The 19,258-nt window shown below is 43.0% G+C and carries 13 protein-coding genes; 7 read left to right on the top strand and 6 right to left on the bottom strand.

What is annotated here, in order from left to right; all coding sequences use genetic code 11:
* Window positions 1-62: 62 nt before the first annotated feature.
* The 3 genes from IZT61_RS04265 to IZT61_RS04255 all read right to left on the bottom strand — a co-directional run bounded on the left by IZT61_RS04265 (window position 63) and on the right by IZT61_RS04255 (window position 6,389).
* Window positions 63-1,610, bottom strand: coding sequence for a RagB/SusD family nutrient uptake outer membrane protein (locus IZT61_RS04265; protein WP_196099957.1), 1,548 nt, complete (start codon window positions 1,608-1,610; stop codon window positions 63-65).
* Between the two features lie 10 nt (window positions 1,611-1,620).
* Window positions 1,621-5,064 (bottom strand): TonB-dependent receptor, encoded by a 3,444-nt coding sequence (locus IZT61_RS04260; RefSeq protein ID WP_196099956.1) that lies wholly within the window; start codon window positions 5,062-5,064, stop codon window positions 1,621-1,623.
* Between the two features lie 140 nt (window positions 5,065-5,204).
* Window positions 5,205-6,389, bottom strand: coding sequence for a FecR family protein (locus tag IZT61_RS04255; RefSeq protein WP_196099955.1), 1,185 nt, complete (start codon window positions 6,387-6,389; stop codon window positions 5,205-5,207).
* 137 nt (window positions 6,390-6,526) lie between these two features.
* On the opposite strand from IZT61_RS04255, the gene IZT61_RS04250 reads away from it, so the two are divergent.
* Entirely contained in the window at window positions 6,527-7,534 is a 1,008-nt protein-coding gene (locus IZT61_RS04250) for a hypothetical protein (RefSeq protein WP_196099954.1), read from the top strand.
* On the opposite strand, the gene IZT61_RS04245 is transcribed toward IZT61_RS04250, so the two are convergent.
* Complete coding sequence (locus tag IZT61_RS04245; RefSeq protein ID WP_196099953.1) at window positions 7,525-8,127, bottom strand: RNA polymerase sigma factor; 603 nt, start codon at window positions 8,125-8,127, stop codon at window positions 7,525-7,527. The two genes, IZT61_RS04250 and IZT61_RS04245, sit on opposite strands and share 10 nt — an antisense overlap.
* A gap of 265 nt (window positions 8,128-8,392) precedes the next feature.
* Window positions 8,393-9,307, bottom strand: coding sequence for a helix-turn-helix domain-containing protein (locus tag IZT61_RS04240; RefSeq protein WP_317193180.1), 915 nt, complete (start codon window positions 9,305-9,307; stop codon window positions 8,393-8,395).
* Window positions 9,308-9,490: 183 nt separating this feature from the next.
* On the opposite strand from IZT61_RS04240, the gene IZT61_RS04235 reads away from it, so the two are divergent.
* Genes IZT61_RS04235 through IZT61_RS04220 form a run of 4 tightly spaced genes read left to right on the top strand, consistent with a single transcriptional unit; the run spans window position 9,491 to window position 12,293 of the window.
* Window positions 9,491-10,051 carry a DapH/DapD/GlmU-related protein gene (locus IZT61_RS04235; RefSeq protein WP_196099952.1) on the top strand — a complete coding sequence of 187 codons (561 nt, stop codon included), beginning with the start codon at window positions 9,491-9,493 and terminating at the stop codon, window positions 10,049-10,051.
* 45 nt (window positions 10,052-10,096) lie between these two features.
* A complete protein-coding gene (locus IZT61_RS04230) occupies window positions 10,097-10,579 on the top strand; it encodes a cupin domain-containing protein (RefSeq protein ID WP_196099951.1) in 483 nt (160 codons plus the stop codon).
* Between the two features lie 4 nt (window positions 10,580-10,583).
* On the top strand, window positions 10,584-11,828 hold the full coding sequence (locus tag IZT61_RS04225) for an alpha/beta hydrolase (RefSeq protein WP_196099950.1): 1,245 nt from the start codon (window positions 10,584-10,586) through the stop codon (window positions 11,826-11,828).
* Between the two features lie 54 nt (window positions 11,829-11,882).
* On the top strand, window positions 11,883-12,293 hold the full coding sequence (locus IZT61_RS04220) for a cupin domain-containing protein (RefSeq protein ID WP_196099949.1): 411 nt from the start codon (window positions 11,883-11,885) through the stop codon (window positions 12,291-12,293).
* A 1,282-nt stretch (window positions 12,294-13,575) separates the two neighbouring features.
* Here IZT61_RS04220 and IZT61_RS04215 read toward each other — a convergent pair.
* A complete protein-coding gene (locus IZT61_RS04215; protein ID WP_196099948.1) occupies window positions 13,576-14,712 on the bottom strand; it encodes a sialidase family protein in 1,137 nt (378 codons plus the stop codon).
* Window positions 14,713-14,966: 254 nt separating this feature from the next.
* On the opposite strand from IZT61_RS04215, the gene IZT61_RS04210 reads away from it, so the two are divergent.
* Together IZT61_RS04210 and IZT61_RS04205 are read left to right on the top strand one after the other, a co-directional pair.
* Window positions 14,967-17,615 (top strand): DUF7779 domain-containing protein, encoded by a 2,649-nt coding sequence (locus IZT61_RS04210; protein ID WP_196099947.1) that lies wholly within the window; start codon window positions 14,967-14,969, stop codon window positions 17,613-17,615.
* Window positions 17,616-17,879: 264 nt separating this feature from the next.
* Window positions 17,880-19,064 carry a helix-turn-helix domain-containing protein gene (locus IZT61_RS04205; protein ID WP_196099946.1) on the top strand — a complete coding sequence of 395 codons (1,185 nt, stop codon included), beginning with the start codon at window positions 17,880-17,882 and terminating at the stop codon, window positions 19,062-19,064.
* The last annotated feature ends 194 nt before the right edge of the window (window positions 19,065-19,258 follow it).

Below are 19,258 nucleotides of genomic sequence, written 5' to 3'. Positions count from 1 at the left end.
AATGAAGATTAGAATGAAAAATGAACAGGCTGGCGAACCAGCCTGTTAGCTATTGAGGAGCGTTACGGGTTTTGATCTTCGGGACCCATGGCCTTGTTAATGTCAATCTCATCTTGTGGAATCTTGTATTCCCACAGATTGTTTTGCGATGCTCTGGCCTTAAACAAGGTGTAGGCAATGTCGGTGTAGGTTACTGAGGTACTTACTCTTGGGTTGTCCATTCCATTTCTGTCCAAATCGGAATTTGTACGTTTCAAATCGTAGAAACGGAAGCCTTCGCCCCATAATTCTATCCGTCGTTGCACCATGATTTCGTCTATCAGCGCAGCGCCGGTTTTCGTAGATAATACGTAATTCGGATTGCGGTTTACGGCCAGGGGATAAAGCGCTGCCGCCGCGGCGGCATCTTGTCCACCCGTTCTGGCCAATGCTTCGGCCTCAATCAAATACATTTCTGCTACCCGCATAAACGGAATATCGCCCGCACGGCTGTTTACATCCTGTACTTTAAACTTGCGGTGCATGTACTTAATTACCTTTACCCCAGATGCGGCTGTGCCTTTTGCAGCATCAATTGCGCCGGGAAAGTTCACTTTATCTGCTGTGGTGCCATCCCACCATAATTTTTTTCTGATATCGGTGTTCGCTATTTTTGCATACAATACCGAGTTGATCATTTTTGGCTCCAGTCGGTTCCACGATGAGTTGAAGTTGCCCGAAACGTAAGAATAAAAAGAACCGTAGGTAGGTACCTGATCTGCTAATTGATTTGCGCCCCACATCCATTCAGGATTTGAGATTACGGTAAATCCGCCCAGATAATCGGCATTTGTCATTAATGAAAAGCCTGTTCTGGCCTCTTTGGCGTACTTTGCGGCGTTTGCCCAATCTTGCATGGTTAAAGCAACGCGTGCCTTAAAGCCTTTGGCTACATTGAGGTTTACGTGTGTTTTGGCAGAAGCTGCAGGCGCAGCGGCGAGTAGCGTAATGGCCTGATCCAGATCTTTGTTTATTTGCGCATAAACAGCCTCTACGGTAGCACGCGGCTGGTCTACACCATCATTTGATATCGCAATAGGAATACCGGGCTGCGTATTTTCCTTACCGGCCTCATAACGTTTTCCGTAAAGCTGAACCAGATTAAAGTGACACCAGGCCCTAACGGCAAGGCATTCGCCTTTAATGGCATCCTTCTCGGCCGATGCACCGGTGATATTATCGATGTTTTCGATAATCATATTGGCATTACTGTTAATGCGATAATATAAAAGGTAAGGATAGGCAGCAAGCGAACTTGAGGCACTTCGGTGATCAACCCATCTTAATGCGGGCTTAAAATAGCTGTAAGTATTGCCCGACCACACAAAATCTTCGCCCATGGCATCCATGTTCAACATCATGGCGCCGTGGCCATCTTGCGATTGATTGGAGATTTGCAGATACATTAACCGGTACATTCCATTAACCGCCAGTTTTGCATTTGCAACCGATTCGAATGCGGTAGTTTGAGCAACCTGATCGGTAGGAAAGGTTTCGAGGAAGTCTTTTTTGCATGAAGTAAACAATGCTACGATAAGCATGAATACTGAGGTGATTTTACAATTTTTCATGATTATATTTTTAAAGCGTTACGTTTAAACCTAAAGAAATGATTCTGGTTGGCGCATAAGTATAGCTCGAATTTCCGTTATACGCCTGAGAGGGATCGAAACCTTTTCTGTACGATTTCATAAACAGGTTTTCGCCGGTTAAAAATACCCTTGCATTGCTGATCGTTAATTTTCTGGTAAACTTTTTCGGAAGTGAATAGCTAAAGTTTGCTGCTCTTAAATACAAATAAGATGCATCTACCAGCCAACGGTCGCTATCGTACATAGTTGCGCCAATGGTTCTTTTTGGTACATCGGTAATTTGTCCTGGTGTTTGCCAACGGTCTAAGGCGTCAACATGCAGGGCACGTCCGTAAGTGCCGTTGTACATTAGCGTTTGATAGTCGTTATCGAACGAAACGCCGCCCACCTGATAGATAAATCTGAAATCGAGAGCGAAGTTTTTGTAGGTAAATGTGTTGTTTATGCTGCCGTAAAAATCAGGAATTGCCGAGCCTGCGTAATGGTACTGAGCGCTACTTCCGCTGGTGGTAACCACTGTTCCATCGGGCATTGTTTTGGTGCCGGTTGCCGTTGCGTTGGCAACAAAAAGCTCCGATCCGGTATCGGGATCTACTCCGTAATAGTCTCTCAACCAATAATCATATCGCGATTGACCCACCATGTATTTTTTGGTTCCATCGATGTATTCATCAAATGGAAGTTTGGAAATTTTATTGGTAAGACGGGTCCAATTGATGCCAATATTCCATTTAAAACTTTTGGTTTTCACAGGCGTTCCGTCTAGCTGAATCTCTACACCGCGATTGTACAAACTGCCGAAGTTTTGATTTTGAGAAGATAGACCGGATGAAAGTGCCAATGGAACATTAAACAAGAGATTATCGGTAGAGCGGTTAAAATATTCTACGCTACCGGATATGCGGTTTTTTAACAGGCCGAACTCCAGCGCAACGTCCATATTGTTGTTCGATTCCCATCTGATTTCTTCATTTCCCAAGACGAGCGATTGTTTGATGCCGGCCTCATTTCCATTTTTAAAACCTGTATCGTAAAATGTTTGGTATAAGTAATAGCCACCCAAATCATCGGAGCCAACCTGTCCGTAAGATCCGCGAAGCTTCAGGTTATCGATCCAGGCAACTTTGAAAAATTCCTCTTTGCTAATTTGCCATCCGGCGCCAACCGACCAAAATTTACCCCAGCGATAATCGGGCGAAAATTTCGATGAGCCATCCGTTCTGTACGATGCCGAGGCAAAATATTTTCCATCGAAATCGTATTGAAGCCGTCCGAAGTAAGATTCGATGCGGTAATTATCCTGATAAGAAGTTAACGACAGGATATTGGCAAAGTTTTTCAACTCGGTAGACCCTGAAACAATCTGACCAGCGGCACTGCCAAAGTTATAATCGTAACGACGTTGGTAAGCTTCATGACCAGCCAGCACATCTACGTTGTGGCGCCCAAATGAGCGATTGTAGTTTAATAACTGATTAATGTTGATTGTCCTTGTTGTTGAGTTGGTGCGGTTGCTTCTTCCGTTTGAGGTAAGCCCATCACCGATAATCGGACTATCGAAAACACTAAACTTGTAATTGTTTAAGTCGAGACTGAAATTGGTGGTAAGCTTAAAGTTTTTTAAGAAAGAAATTTCGGCATAGGTACGGCCGCTAACAAAGTTTCTTTCGGTAAAGTTGTCGTTGTATTCCGTTTCAGCCAAAACGTTTCTTCCGGGTGCAATTGGGCGGGTATAACCCTCATCGTAAACCTGGTTTCCGAGTGCATCCAAAACGTAGGTTCCATCGGCATTGTGCTTATGTACGGCATAAATAGGGGCGAAGATAAGGTCGGTGTAAAACGGATTTTCCCAAATTCCACTGTCCTCATTACCCACTTTTGTCTTTTGAACCGAACCAGAAAGGTTAATGCCTGTTTTTATCCACTTCTTAATTTGCGAGTTCATATTTACCCTGCCGCTGTACCTGTTGAAATCGGTTAACACAGAGTAACCTTCATCTTTCAAATAGTTTAACGAGCCAAAGAAATCACTTTTATTGCTTCCACCGCGGTAATTAACGTTGTATTCGCTGCGTAAACCGGTGCGTCGTAACTGATCTCTCCAATCTAAATCTTCGGGATAAACGAGGCTGGCGGCAGGATTGATAGCGCCGTTTGTTAAAACTACCTGATTATCGGGCACATTGAACGGATTTGAAATTAACGAACCCACAATATTATTTGATGCCTGGGTGTTCGCAGCATCAAGCGTTGCCCCGCCGCTCACCAAACTATTGCGCATCGATTCCCATAGCAGAGGGAAATATTGGTAAGCATCAACCTTTTCATAATCAGACAAGCCTCTTGAATTTAAGCCCTGTGTTGTTTTAAAAGTTAAGCTTGGCGGGCTGTCTTTTCCTTTTTTGGTTGTAATTAAGATTACGCCGTTTGCTGCTCTCGATCCATATAAAGCAGATGCAGATGCATCTTTCAATACAGAAATGCTCTCAATATCGTCGGGGTTGATGTTGTTCAGGGCACCTTCGTACGGGGCACCATCTACAACATATAGTGGATCAGAGCCACCATTAATTGTTCCGAACCCGCGGATACGCACCGCCGGGCCAGCGCCGGGCTGCCCGCTACCTGTAGTGGTTTGAATGCCGGGTGCAGCACCAACCAACGCCGTGCTCAGGTTTGAAATTGGCCTCGATTCTAACTCTTTTGCGCTAATTGTTGATACCGAATTGGTCAGTGCACTTTTTCTAACCGTTCCGTAAGCCTGTACAACAACTTCTTCGAGCTGCTTATTTTCTACAGTTAACTGAACATTTAAAGTGTTACCAGCGCCAACTATCACCTCTTTGCTGGCATAGCCTAAGTACGAATAAACAAGGGTGGTTTCTCCATCAGGCAGATTAATGGCGTATTTTCCGTCTGAGTCGGTAATCACGCCGCCGTTTTTGCCCTTAACGCGAACCGAAACCCCGGGTAAGGTGCTGTTATCGTCGCTGCTGGTAACGGTACCGGAGATTATTCGATCAACCCGCGTTGATTTTACTTCGCGTTTGGCGCTTACAACAATCGTTTTATCTTCAATAGTGTAGGTGAGTGGCTGCGTACTGAAAATTGCCTTAAGCACTTGTTCCAGGGTCAAGTCTCTGGCGTTTAAGTTCACTAAGCCGGCCGCTCTGATGGATTCGTTGGTGTAAATGAAATAATAGCCGGTTTGCCTCCTCACTTCCTTAAAAATAGTTTTTAAAGTGGCGTTTTTTGCAGATAAGGTAATCTTTTGCGCCATTGTTTTACCGCTAACTTGCAGGGCCAGGCAAAAAATAATGATTGCTGTAAATTTCATGACCAAAAAAGCTTTAAAGGCATAACTTCTTCTTTTTAGTTTTGTAACGTTTTTGGGCATAGGGGTGCCCATTTCAGATTGTAGACAATCTTTCATAAGTTTGTTTGGTTTTGGTTTATGGGATAAGTTGATTTTTTTATAGCCCAAAACTGCTGCTTGCAGCTCTGTGGAATCTTCTCGGCTGCAACCGGGGAGATTTTTTTGCTATGGGTATTTCCGCGCTTATTTCATATGGTTTATTTGTTGATTTGTTTTACTTCTATTGTTTTCTCATTTATTTTAAAGTCAATATTTCCGGCTGCCTGAAGTAATTTTAATAACTTCGATACATTGTTATTCCTGCTAATTACGCCGTTAAACTTAATGTCGGGCGTTTTGCCAATATATTTTACATCAACATTGTACCATCTTTCTATCTGGCGCATTACCTCCGCAACGCTCGCATCTTCAAAAATGAACAACCCATTTTTCCAGTCAACAACATTATCCAAATCAACTCGCTTCAATTCTATGCCACTGCTGTGCGCATTATAAATAGCCTGCTGTCCGGGCAAAAGTAGTTTTGACGAGTTGTTGTGATTGAGCTTGATAGATCCTTCCAAAAGTGTAATGGCTGCGTTTTCTTCGTTGGGATAAACATTTACGTTAAAATGCGTGCCAAGCACTTCAACGCTCGAGCTGCCGGTTTCTACCATAAAAGGCTTAGTTTTGTCTTTCGTAACCTCAAAATAAGCTTCGCCGGTAACAGACACTTTCCTTTGTTTGCCTGTAAACGCCGATGGGAAAGTGATCGACGATTGCGCATTGAGCCATACCAGGCTTTTGTCGGGTAACATCAGCTTATACTGGCCGCCACGGGGAGTAGATAGCGTATTTACATAAACCGTTTCTTCGCCGTTGGCCGTTTGCTCATTGTATTCAATTAAACCGTCGTTGCTTTTGCTCACTTTCGAATGTCCTTGCTGCGTTAACACGCCATTTTGTGCATTATTAAGGATAATTTCAGAACCATCTGCCAGTTTTAAAATCGCCTTATTGCTTCCCGGCACCAGGTCTTGCTTCGCTGTTGTTTGTACAGCGTAATCTACAGGTTGTTTATTGAAGAATTTATAGCCCAAATACATAGTCATGATGAGCGATGCCGCAATAGTGATCGTTTTTCCGATCGTTACCAGAATCGCAAATCTGGATTTCTCTTTTTTACCCGCAACAATATTATCGTACATCTGTTGCCAATCAATATGGTGCACATCTGCATCCGGCAAACTGATTTTGTCAACCTTTTTCATAAAGTCGTCGAAAATGTGTCTGTTTTCATCTTTGCTGATGTAATCAAACAGTTCGTTAAAATCAGACTCAGAAATGGTCTTATTGATGTATTGTTCTAATAAAAGGTTAATTCTATCGTTGTTTTCTGGCATGTTCGGCTAAGGCACAAAAGGCCTTTTATACAGAGACTGTTAAAAGAAGCCAAAGGACCGCAGAAATAAAAAAATAATTTTATGCGGTCCTATTGGGCGAGGTAAGTGTCTATATCTAAAATCGAAACCTCACCACCATGTTTAAGAAAATGATGGGCGTTGCCGTTTTAGCGATAACGCTTTTTACTACCGAAATTAATGCAGCAGATTTTAAAAATGTTTGCTTTCAAGATAGTGTTCAGCATTATGAGCCGGGGAAGCGCTATATTTTTAAAGTGAGTTCGCCAACGGGCGAATTTGCAAACGCGATTGAATACATTGCCGGCGATGCAAAATCAAGATTGATTTTAACTTCGCCGCATGGTGGCGACCTGAGACCGGAGTTTATGCACACCCGCACGAAAGATTTTGTGGTTACAGCCGATGATAACGACTACGGCGATACAGAAAGTTTTGCAAGCGTATCTGACACCAAAACGTTGGAACTAACTGAAGAACTGGCGGAGGAAATAAAGCAAACCACAGGATTGAGGCCGCACATTATCTTAAATCATTTACATCGAAGTAAGCTTGATGCAAACAGGGCCATGTCTTTGGCGGCACAAGGTGATAAAAATGCAGAAGCCGCCTGGAAAGCGTTTCATCAATATATAGACGATGCAAAAAAACAGGTGGCAATAAACGGGGATGGATTGGTGTTGGATATTCACGGAAATGCACACCGCCCACAGCGAACGGAGGTTGGCCTTTTATTGAAAAGTAAGGATTTTACGGCTGGCGACCTGGAAAGTTTCGCAGACAAATCGAGCGTGAAGGCGATGGTTAAGAGCGGAAAGGCGACGATGACGGAGCTGATAAAAGGGGACTTTGCGCTGGGTACGCTGCTTAATAACAATGGCGTAGTGGCTACACCGTCAAAATCAATTCCGAACCCGATCGACCCACAGGTTTTTCCGGATGGAAAATATTTTAATGGCGGTTATAACACGGCAAGGCATGGTTCTAAATTTTCGGGAAATATATCGGCCATTCAACTGGAGTTTAATGGCGATGTTAGAGTGAATGATGCAAAAAGAGGAGAATATGTGAAATCGATTTCGAAGGTGATTAACCAATTTATGAACAAATACTTTTATCAGCTTTGAGAAAACAGGTAAGTAAGCAGTGCTGAAATGCTGATTTTTAAGGTGTTAATGGAAAGGTGGTGGCGAAGATATTTCAACGTTTCGACGATAATATTTTTAACCCTGCTTTTGGATAAACCAATTTGCGCCGCAATTTCTTCGTGACTTAAACCTTCTTCGCGGCTCATTTTAAATATTTGCTGTTTTTGCTGGGGTAAATTTTGCAGACCTTGTTTAATAAGCAGCTCGCTATCTTTAAAATTAGTTAAATCTTCAATATTGTTACCCTCTACCTGCATGTTGGCCCATATTTGCGCAAGTATTTTCTGATTTTTCGAAGCCTGATTTAAATAATTGTAAGTTTTGTTGCGAACAATGGTATAAATGTAGTTGCGTGGATGTTCGATATTTGGAAGGGTGTCTCTTTTTTGCCAAATGGTGAAGAATGTATCCTGAACAATCTCTTCGGCATCGGCCTTTGAGTGCACAAACTTAACAACAAAACTATAAACCCTGCTTTTATACAGCTCAAAAACATGCTTAAACGCAAACTCATCGCCTTCGGCAATTTTTTGCAGCAATATCTTCTCCGCTGATAGGTTGTAAATAGACATTAAGCGATGATTTGGTTGTTTAGGTTGGCTAAATATATGAATTACTGGAACATAAATAGATAATTAGGTTAAAATGATAACAATGCGAGTTGATTTTTATCAAACTTGATCGTTTTTTATTGGCTCAATGAGAAAAATGAAATTGAAAGCAAGCAAATGGGCAGGTTTCTTCACCTCGCCGAATGATTTGCGAAAAGTGGCATGAGTTTTATCAATCGGCCTGCGCTTTTATATTATCTGCTGCCTGAATTCCTTCTTTAATCGCTTACTGGTTTCGGTATTCATTCGGCGTTAAGCCCGTTTTTTGTTTAAATAGCCTTGTAAAGTGCTGCTGGTATTTGAAGCCCAAATCGCTGGCAACTTCATTTAGGGTTTTAGATCGATCGAAGATGTATGATTTTGCAAGATCGATCATTTTCGACTGGATGTAATCCAATGCGGTATTTCCGGTTTCCTTTTTTATCAGGTCGCCGAAATAGTTTGGAGAGAGGTTTAGGTTTTCTGCACAATAAGCCACACCTGGCAGCCCAAACTCGGAAGCTTTGCCGGAGCGGAAATAATCGGACAAAAGATTTTCGAACCGCATCAAAATATCCTTGTTTGCGTGGGTGCGGGTAATAAACTGCCGATCGTAAAAACGCATGCAATAATTGAGAAATAATTCGATGTTGGAAACGATGAGCGTTTTACTATGCTTATCTAAATTCTGATCTATTTCGGCGGCAATCTTTCTGAGCGATTCAATGATGGTGGTTTTTTCCTTTTTTGAAAGGTGCAGCGCTTCATTTACTTCGTACGAAAAAAAGCTATAATCTCTGATCGTCTGTCCCAAATGCGTGCCCTTTAGCAAATCGGGGTGAAAAACAAGCGCATAACCAGATGGCACCACAGCAACGCCGTTGCTATCCACCCCGTAAACCTGCCCCGGCGATACAAACACCAGCGTGCCATCCTCGTAGTCGTACGTTTGGCATCCGTAGGTTATATTTCCACAACTGATGTGCTTAAAAAAAACCGCATAAATGCCCATGTAATGCCTGTGGTGCAGAATGGTGGGCACCTCATTAAAATTTACAACACTTACCAACGGATGGAGCGTGTCTACGCCGACATATTCATTGTACTGGCGAACAGTGTCTATTCTTTTCACCTCTTCCATAATGCTCTTTTTGTAATTCAAATTTAACCAAAAGGATTGATGCATTTCCATCAACGCAAAGAAATCAGTAAAAGTGGTAAACAATACTGTATTCTATATAAAGCGTAAGCAAGCCCGGCTACCGATATTTGTACTGTTGGCTTTTAATCCAAAATGATGAAGGTAAAATTGATAAAGAAATAAATTTCGAAAACAATGATAGCAATGGAAAACACAACTATTTTTGAACGGTTGAGAGCGGGCGAACCGATCAGGCTGAATGACCCGGAGTATGACCAGATAAATGAGGTGGTAAACAGCACGCTGCGGCTTTCGCAGCAGCTTAACAGCAGCGCAGATATTGATGCAGTGCGTAATGTACTTGGAGAAATTACCGGTAAAAGGATCGACGAAAGTACTGTTATTTTTGCGCCTTTTTATACCAACTTCGGCAGGTTTACCAGCATAGGCAAAAATGTATTTATCAATCATGCCTGTTCATTTCTTGACATGGGCGGAATCACTATTGAGGATAAGGTTTTGATTGGACCAAGGGTAAATCTGGTTACTGAAAACCATCCGTTAGACCCGGCCGATCGGAGGGCCCTGATTACTAAACCGATCATCATCAGGCAAAGCGCATGGATTGGTGCAGGTGCAACCATTTTGCCGGGGGTAACCATTGGCCAAAATGCCGTGGTTGCCGCTGGCGCCGTTGTAGCAAAAGATGTGGCCCCAAATACCGTTGTGGGCGGCGTTCCGGCAAAATTCATCAAAAACATTTAAGCATCAAAAGATCAATTCTTACAACGCTAACTTTAAAAAAAAGATATGAAAAATTTATGGATCAAAATGTTTGCAGCGATCATGCTGCTGGCCGGTAATGTTAACGCACAACAAACGGGCAAAACCAAAACGACCGCCCTCAACTTTATTTTTGAAAAGGGAACACCCGGGCCAGCACAAAACTTTACCGGCAGAGCTTGGAATGTGGGTTTGGTAGCTAACGACACCGTTTATAACACCGTTGTTGGCAATGTGTATTTTGAACCGGGCGCCCGAAGCAATTGGCACATCCATCCCGCTGGGCAAATCTTGATGATCACAGATGGGAAAGGTTTTCACCAAATTAAGGGACAAGCGAAAAAAATGCTGAAAAAAGGCGATATTGTGGAGTGCCCGCCAAATGTAGCGCATTGGCATGGTGCCAGTGCCGAGACTGGAATGCTGCAGCTATACATCCTGCCGAAAACAGAGAAAGGTATTGTAACCTGGCTGCAGAAAGTTACGGACGAGGAATACGCTAAAAATTAATGTGATGAAAATATTAAGAACAAAGCTGCTATTGACGGCGGCGGTTTGTGGAGTTTTATATCTGCCTGCCGATTTAAATGCACAAACATCTGCACAGCAGTTTACGGTAGTGCCTGTTACTGCCGAAAACGGGGCCTACAGTATCGAACCGGCATTACCCGAAGACGGAAAAGTGGCTGCGGGTACGGTACTTACGTTGAAGGCCACGCCTGCAGCTGATTATGCCTTAGATGCCATTTATTATACCGTTAAGGGAGGTATGTGGGGAACAACGAATCACGAAAGCTTTTCGCCAAAAATGAAGATAACGGTAAACAGCGACATGAAGGTTGGCGCAACGTTTGTTCCAAAATCGTTGGTGAATGGAATTGACGAAACGCATGATGTGGTTTATGCCAAACCAGGCATTAAGCCGCTAAAGTACGATGTTTACGCACCAAAAGGGGCTAAAAACCTGCCCTGTATTGTGATTATTCATGGTGGCGGCTGGTCGTCAAATAACGAGGATATTATGCGGGGCCTCGCCCGAGAATTGGTGAAAGGCGGTCGTTATGTGGTTTTCAGTATCGATTACCGCTGGATAAACAAACTGGATGGCGATGCGCAACCAGTTTATATGCACAATTTAATTGAAGATGTATTTGGTGCTATTGCGCACATTCAGCAAAATGCCGCTAAGTATGGTGCCGACGGAAGCCGCATGGGCGTAACAGGCGACAGTGCGGGTGGCCATTTAGCAGAGGCCGCGGCAACGCTTAGCCCCATGATTGGCGATCAGGGATTTGGCCTCACCGATAGCATTTATAACTACATGCCCAGCTATTTACCAAAGGGGAAAACGGTTGCTGCTGTGAGAACGCAAATTGTTAATGCCATTAAGGCCGTTGCCCCAAGCTACGGAGTTTCTGAAGCTGCTGATTTTGCTGGCTTGATTCAACAAAAAGACAAAGGCTACTGGGATGCAATTTCGCCCGCCAGGCACGTTCCGAATACTGATGAGCGCCAATTGCCACACTTCCTGGTACGGGGTACCAAAGATCCGATAGTTTCAAATGCAATGGTGCAGCGCTATGCAGATGCGTTAAATTCGGCAGGGCAAAAAGCAGAATATATTCAGGTTGAGGGCGCGGGACATGCTTTTTTCGATTGGAAGCCCGATGCCACAACCAGGGCTACCTTTCATCAATACGGCGTGCCTTATGCGGCAAAGATGCTGTCGTTTTTCGATAGCGTATTTTATAAAAAATGACGGTTAATTGGCGAACGAATATACTACCACTTACAATAACTAAAAAGCTATAAGATGGCAAAGCATGAAGAGGTAAAAGATGGTGTTATTTTTCCTATTGGAGCGAAAAACGATGCCTACGCTCAATATTTTATCGGACAGAGTTATTTAAATGGCCTTGTTGGGGGCGACCCTGGCGTAAATGTGAGCGTTGGCCTGGTAACTTTCGAACCCGGCTGTCGGAACAACTGGCACATTCATCGCGATGGGTATCAAATCTTATTGGTGACGGGAGGCGAAGGATGGTACCAGGAAGAAGGTAAACCCGCCCGGTTTTTAAAGCAGGGCGACGTGGTTACTACGCACGATGGCGTAAAACACTGGCACGGAGCAAGTAACGCCAGCTGGTTTGAACATATTGCAATTACTGCTGGCAAGCCGGAATGGCTTGAGCCGGTTTCTGATGAACAATATACGGCCGTTTAATGGATAGGAGAGGCCGGGGGCTGTTCGATTTATTAATTTTTTTTGCTTGTTGGATGCGCAATAACCGTTACATAAATAGATATTTTTTTTCTGGAAATGAACGTTCGCTGCTTGTGGTAGCTTTTCGTCCCGCTCCCGTTCTATGTTATTTAGTTAAGCTCGACGGGTGTCATCCGATAGCTATCGGATCTGAGCCTTTCGACTTAAGCCTGTATTGAGCGTAGTCGAAATGCTCAAGATAAACTCAGTCGAAGACCTTTTCTGTAGGAAAAACCAAATAAACATCGCCCTTCGACTAAGCCTGTATTGAGCGTAGTCGAAATACTCAGGGTGACAATGTTTTTCGTTTTTTCCTTAACTAACTGACATTGCGCTCCCACTTCTGCTCCCAATGCTTGTTCAGTGCCGATTGTTCGGCAAAGAATTGGGGAGCATCTCGCTTCGATCGGGTTTAAGAACAAGGGTTTGTGATAGAGAAATTGAGCTTTAGAGGGCTGCCTTTTGCGGTGTTCTAAGAACCGTCATTTCGACCGAAGCGGAGAAATCTTTGAAGGTTGAACAGCGAGTAAGCTGTGCTGGGCATTTCGTAATTTTCCGCTAATTGCCCTTCGACTCCGCTCAGGGTGACAATTTCTCTGATTTTATCCTTCATTAATGAGATTGCGCATTTTCTTGTGGGCTACAGCGAATGGCGGGGCTGGGCATTTCGTCATTTTCCGCTAATTGCCCTTCGACTCCGCTACCATTGACGTTTTTGGCAACCTGCTGTTTTATAGGTTTCTACATGAACGGTCGTCCTGCTGAATTTATTTCAGCATCTTTCTTGTCATAAAGGCCCTGAAATAAATTCAGGGTGACGAGGCGGTTAACCAGAATGCATAAGATTCTTTCAGCCTTTACACAAGGGTTTGTAACCGAGAAATTGAGCTTTAAATGGCAGCCTTTGCGGTGTTCTAAGAACCGTCCTTTCGACCGAAGCGGAGAAATCTTTGAAGGTTGAACAGCGAGTAAGCTGTGCTGGGCATTTTGTGATTTTGCGCTAATTGCCCTTCGACTCCGCTCAGGGTGACAATTTCTCTGATTTTATCCTTCATTAATGAGATTGCGTATTTTTTTGGGCTACAGCGAGTGGCGGGGCTGGGCATTTCGTAATTTTCCGCTAATTGCCCTTCTACTCCGCTCAGGGTGACAATTTCTCTAGGTTTCGTTGTTTATATTAAAGTCTCCGAACCACTAAAAGCGAACACTTAAACCAATTGGTAAACTTACCAGTCAAAATTTTTTAAACGTTGAGTAGCGCTCTAAAGTCGAAAATTTTGTGGAAAGTAAGGTATTTAGATTGCCGACTATTCCCTGCTTCAAAATTTGAATCGGGCCAGGTTGTTCTCGAGAGGAATATCAGGTCGTTTCCATCAATAACCCAGTCGGCATATTGAAATCCATAATGATCGGCATTGGGATGATGTAAAACCTCTTTTCTTATCGTCCAGTTTCTTAAATCACTCGAACTGATCAATGAAAGTGTGTTTCTTATTAACGATGGATTTTGACCGTGATAGGCTTCCCTATGTCGCTCTGGAACATTATTTACGAGTGCCCAATAGCTGGCAGACACCTGATCATATCTAATCGTAAATTTTTTACTCCCACCAGGAAAATCTACAAAATCTTTATTTTGATCAAATGAAGCAAGCAGCCCGTTTTTATCTACGCTTACTAAGGCAACCTTTTCGGTTAAGCTTGTTTTATCATCAACACGAAGTATATTGTAAATTTCCCCGTTAGGCGCAACTACGGCGTTACCTTCCAGCCAACCGTTAAAATTCCCATTCAGATACGCCGAATGGTAGGGTAATGAATGGCTCGTTGTCCAATTGGCTGCCTTTAGCAAATCAGTATTTGCAGGTGCCGAGATCATCATGGCGCCGAACCTTTTGCCCCAATCAGGTTCAACACCTGATGCGGTTTCCAAAGCTCGCCAAATACGGCCTTCATATACAACCACCGGCACCGCCGAAGTATGGTACTCACCGGTTAAAAGTAAACCACTATTCTCATCTCTGGGCTCCGTCCAATGTGTGCCGTTATCAGTCGATTTACGGATAACCACATTGCCAAAGTGCCTATCGGTACCCAATAAATAAATATTGTTTTTATGCACAAACAAACTGCTCCAGAACGCACCCATAATTTCGGTTTCCAGTTTCCAGGCCTCGCCGCGGTTTTTACTGCGGTAAATAGCGGTTTTGGTCGCAGTCCACTCGCTACTATCTTCGCCGAAAAAATCGTGTGCCGCCAAATAATCGCCGTTTGGAAGTATTGCAATGCTTGGTGAACCAATGTATACCTTGGCATGGCTTGCTTGATGTGCAACTACTGTACCCGGCAATCCTTTGGCTTTTGTCTGTTGTGCTTGCATAGTTCGTTATGCGGGAAGGTAAAAGAAAATAATTTAAAAATCAATCATCCCTCTTGATTGATAGCGGTTCACGATGCCCATGTTTTCTAAGGTTTTCGTTCCTAATATTTTAGCGAAAAAAATAAGTGTGTTGAAATGTGATATGCTGTTGCGAAAATGAGATTAATTTATCATTTTTAGCCAAGCTGGCGCTTAAACGTCAGGCATCGCTTCAAACGCTCTAATTCACCCTACACGCTTAAAGTCATCATCTTATGTCGCTTTCTATCCTTCCGCTCATGGTTCATTGTTTGGTACTCCAAAATTATTCCAGCTTAATTGAGAAGGCTGATGATTTTTTTAAGTTACCGTTAATTCAGGTTATTTTCGCAATAGCCACGGCCATCGGAATTATTGTCGGTTCGATCACCTGGTTTAGAAAAATTGCTTTCAAAAAATCGAAAAAGAACGATCCCGTTGAAGAAACATACATTACTCAGAATTTAACCAGTTTAATCGGCACAAAAGATATCCTTAAGTTTAACGATGCCGGCCAACCAAGCTATAAAACTACATTAGAAGCCGCCATTGAAGCGAAAAATGTACTGGATACGAGCATCGGGATATTTGGCCCGCCGGGAGTGGGCAAGAGTTTCCTGGCATTGGAGGTGGCCTATCATTACGCTACAATGCAACCCGGCGACGGAAAATTTGATGTGGTGTGGTGGATAGATGCCGAAGATCTATCTAGAAAAAATATAGGACCAGAACCTGCCCAAAATTCCGATTTGTACCGATTGGCCATTGTAGGTCGGTTCGGAATTGATCTGGCCAGTTCAACCTGGCTGCAGCAACTCATTATTTCGTTAGGCAATCTGAATTATTTATTGGTATTTGATAATGCATGTGATGCAGGAGATGGTATTATAGAGAAAACGATTAAAGAGTTTAAAAATACTTTTTTCCCCGTTGCAAATGCAAATAAGCATCAACGGATTATTGTTACCTCAAGAAATAAGTACTGGGGAAACGGCCTGGAACTGGCACCGTGGACGCTTAATGAGTTTTCGTATTACATAGCCAGATATCTGGATGAGGAAAATCAGGGTAATCTTCTGATTAATGATGGGGGTACGGATGAAAAACTGTTTAACGAGTTGAATGGATTGCCATTGGCAACTGCGCTCGCTTGCGCTTACATGGTAGAAAATAAATGTAAACCAGCATCGTATCTGGAGCTGCTCAATATAGAGCATAAAAATTATAGAAACGGCGTTACATTTAATAAAGCTTTCGAGGTGAGCTATATGGCTTTAGGTGAGGATGCCTTAAAGCTTTTAAATATGATCGCACTGCTATCGCCCACAGAAATACCGTTAAACAAGTTACTTGGATATGCGTTGCACAACAAGGAGTACCATGCTTATCGCCCTGAAGTTGTAGACTTCAATTTGCCCAAGGGCCTGGCCCAGTTGAAAAGATATGCGCTGATCACGGTAGAACATGGCGACGAGCAGTACGCAATCCATCGCCTATGGCAACAGGCGGTAAGGGATTTATTGGTAGAAAAACGAAAATTAACCGAAGTTTTTGATTGTACGCTCAAAATTCTTTGCCAGGCTACTGCTGAATTTAAGCACACAGACTATACGTTTTATAGATCAATTTTGCCCCATATCGAAACCTTAGCATCGCATTACAACCAGAAAGAACATGGTGGCATGGCAGCTGATTTGGTGGCCCTGATTCGATCTGCCGCCAATTATAGCTTTCAAATAGGCAGTGTGGCACAGGCCATGCGGCTAAACGCCCAGGTAATTGCAATTGCGCCGGATAACCTCAAACTATTGCACGAAATTGGCTTAAGCAATTCACATAATCTTATCCTTCGCGATCATTGTGAAGCGGCCATGCAATTGGCAGCTGATGCCTTCGACTATTTTTCGGGGGGGTATATCGGTTCAGATAAAATTAAAATGACCGAAAAGGCGAGGCAGGCTATGGGTAAGATTTATCAGCGTAAGGGCGATTTTGAGGTGGCTAAGCAGCTTTTTGAGACCAGTAGAAAACTGATTGACCAGTTTGAGGATGCCCAGCACATTGAACAGAAAAAACCTGAACTTTCCCTTTTAAAGAAAGAGAACTATTCTGGCCTCTTACATGATCTGGGCTCCGTTTGGTGGGAGGAAGGACTGGATTACAAGCAGAGCATTCTTTTTTTTGATGAGGCTATCGCTTTTAAGTGGGCCATCAATGGCGATAAGAACGACCTCTCAATCAATATAAGTAAAATGATCAAGGGCGTGGCGCTTGGATTGATGGGCGAATATGACAGGCAGTTCGACGTGCATAAAGAGGTGTTTGAGTTTTTATCGGCGAAGGATTATGAATACAGACGCCTTGTTTACACGGGTTATTATTTATTTCATTTTGGGTGGGATAGGATAGGCTGGAAGAACAGAGATAACGGGTTAGCTGCGGATTTTGAAAAATATCTTGGTCCGAAAGAAGACTTTGCCGGCATTTTAGAGGGCGATGTGAAGTACACGATTATTAAGGCTGTAGTTGATTTAAGAAAAGCGATATGGGTGGTTGATGAGCAGGTAAATGAATTTGAAGCCAACGAAAAATTTTCAGCCTTGAGGTTGATTTTGCTTAACAAAAACCAGCAGCGAAATGGCCGATTTTTAGATGACGGTACCGTTTCCATTAGTGCGATATTAGATTACGGTTTGTTTTTAGATCGGAAAATGGACATCGCTAAGGCAGTAGATCATGCAGCCTTAGCGCAGGTAATTTCGTTGGCTTATGAGCTGCTAACGATCAGAGACGTAAATGGCAATGCAATTGGTAGTATCGTTTACAACAGGAGCGACGACTTTGCCTATCTGAAAGAGAAACACCAAACTTTAGCAATAGTTTAATCGTCGATGCGCTGTTTTAGCTGATGATGTGCCTGCACTGCGCCTTTAAAAGCTGAAAGTGTTCTTTTTATTTGCTGCCTAAGCATGGGGAGGTTACGTTTTTACCGGTCAATTCGCTGTTAAGTGCTATATTTTATCGTTTGTCGGGTGCCCAAACCCGGCGGCGGCAACAGTTGATTTATATCAACCTCAATCTGAAATTAGGCCAAAGTTGCGTTCGAATGTGTTTTAAATTTGTGCGTCCCTATTATTTAACTCGTGCACTTGGTATTTATCGCCATTATTGGCTCTATTTTTATCCTTTTGTTGGTCATTGTGAAGCTTTTGCTTTTTGGTGGCGACAAACGATATTTAAATCTTTTGCTTTCTACAGCAATTATCGGTGTCATTTGGTACGATTTCATGTATTTGCTTACCAACTCAGGTCTTGTTGCTCAGTATCCGCTACTGTTTAACAAGGGTTTGCCTCTATACTACCTGATTGCGCCGTGTTTTTTTCTTTACATCCGAGGTTCACTCGAACCGGCCAAGTCCGCTTTCAAGAAGAGTCATTTGTGGCATTTTTTAATTATTGTGCCCGCTATCATCTCAGTGATCCCATATAATTTGGCCGATGCCGCTACGCAGCAATGGGTTGTAAACCAGATAGAAAGAAACGTAAGTTTTGCGTTCTCCAGCAACAAATATATTGTTAGCCGTTTACATTGGTTTGCATTTCCAGCGTCGGCCCTGTTTTATTCTGCGGTGCAATTGCGTCTGGCTATTCTGGCAGCGAGAAAAAAACTCGTCGAAAAAACAAAGACCAATTGGATTATTGCCTTTACCATCCTTTGTTGTGTGATTTTTGGTGGAATGATCGCCGTAAACATCACAGTACTGGCAAACTTTGATGAGGCGTGGAACATCTTAAAATCAGGCAAACTCGTGTCGGTTCTTGTGATCTGTTTGCTCCTGCTTAGCGGTTCTTTTTTTGTAAGTCCTACGCTAATCTTCGGTTTCGTGCCCGAAAAAGATGTTAACCCGCCAGTTGCAGGCGAAATTGCCGCTGCTCAGCTTAAGCCTGATAACGAATTTCAGGCAATGGGAGCGAAAATGTATAATGATGCTCAGGTGGCCAAGGTAGAAACTTTTATGGCCGAGACCCAGATCTACAGAAAGACGGGACTTACGGTGAGCGATCTGGCTTCGATGCTCGATATTCCCAACCATAAGCTTTCCGATCTTTTCAATAATCATTACAAGCTTAACTTCAATACTTTCATCAATAATTTGCGTGTACAGTACGTTCGCGAGCGCCTCGAAGGAGGGGAGTGGAAACGCTTTACACTCGAAGCTATTGCTCAGGATGCAGGCTTTTCTTCGCGTAATACTTTTGCTGTGGCGTTTAAAAAAACCACAGGAGTTACGCCGTCTAATTATATCACAACACTGCAGAATAAAACAGACTAAAGGATGTGTCCTGATTTTCAAAATCAGTGCACTAAACCCCTTTTAAACGCCATTTAAGTAGTTTTATTAGTACATTTTTGTGCCGTGAAAATCACATCGGAATTACATCATTTATCCGTTAATGTCTGTCTATCTTTTAACGTTAGGCAGTAGTAAATGACTAAATGATCTGTAAGCACCGAAAGCCAAACACT

The organism is Pedobacter endophyticus, assembly GCF_015679185.1.
GTDB lineage: Bacteria > Bacteroidota > Bacteroidia > Sphingobacteriales > Sphingobacteriaceae > Pedobacter > Pedobacter endophyticus.
The sequence above is the reverse complement of the archived record's forward strand: the minus strand, read 5'-3'. Positions and strand labels throughout refer to the sequence as shown.

Excerpts from the sequence above, each read along its gene's own strand:
- IZT61_RS04265 (WP_196099957.1), bottom strand. The coding sequence starts at position 1,610 with ATGAAAAATTGTAAAATCACCTCAGTATTCATGCTTATCGTAGCATTG.
- IZT61_RS04260 (WP_196099956.1), bottom strand. The coding sequence starts at position 5,064 with ATGAAAGATTGTCTACAATCTGAAATGGGCACCCCTATGCCCAAAAAC.
- IZT61_RS04255 (WP_196099955.1), bottom strand. The coding sequence starts at position 6,389 with ATGCCAGAAAACAACGATAGAATTAACCTTTTATTAGAACAATACATC.
- IZT61_RS04250 (WP_196099954.1), top strand. The coding sequence starts at position 6,527 with ATGTTTAAGAAAATGATGGGCGTTGCCGTTTTAGCGATAACGCTTTTT.
- IZT61_RS04245 (WP_196099953.1), bottom strand. The coding sequence starts at position 8,127 with ATGTCTATTTACAACCTATCAGCGGAGAAGATATTGCTGCAAAAAATT.
- IZT61_RS04235 (WP_196099952.1), top strand. The coding sequence starts at position 9,491 with ATGGAAAACACAACTATTTTTGAACGGTTGAGAGCGGGCGAACCGATC.
- IZT61_RS04230 (WP_196099951.1), top strand. The coding sequence starts at position 10,097 with ATGAAAAATTTATGGATCAAAATGTTTGCAGCGATCATGCTGCTGGCC.
- IZT61_RS04225 (WP_196099950.1), top strand. The coding sequence starts at position 10,584 with ATGAAAATATTAAGAACAAAGCTGCTATTGACGGCGGCGGTTTGTGGA.
- IZT61_RS04220 (WP_196099949.1), top strand. The coding sequence starts at position 11,883 with ATGGCAAAGCATGAAGAGGTAAAAGATGGTGTTATTTTTCCTATTGGA.
- IZT61_RS04215 (WP_196099948.1), bottom strand. The coding sequence starts at position 14,712 with ATGCAAGCACAACAGACAAAAGCCAAAGGATTGCCGGGTACAGTAGTT.
- IZT61_RS04210 (WP_196099947.1), top strand. The coding sequence starts at position 14,967 with ATGTCGCTTTCTATCCTTCCGCTCATGGTTCATTGTTTGGTACTCCAA.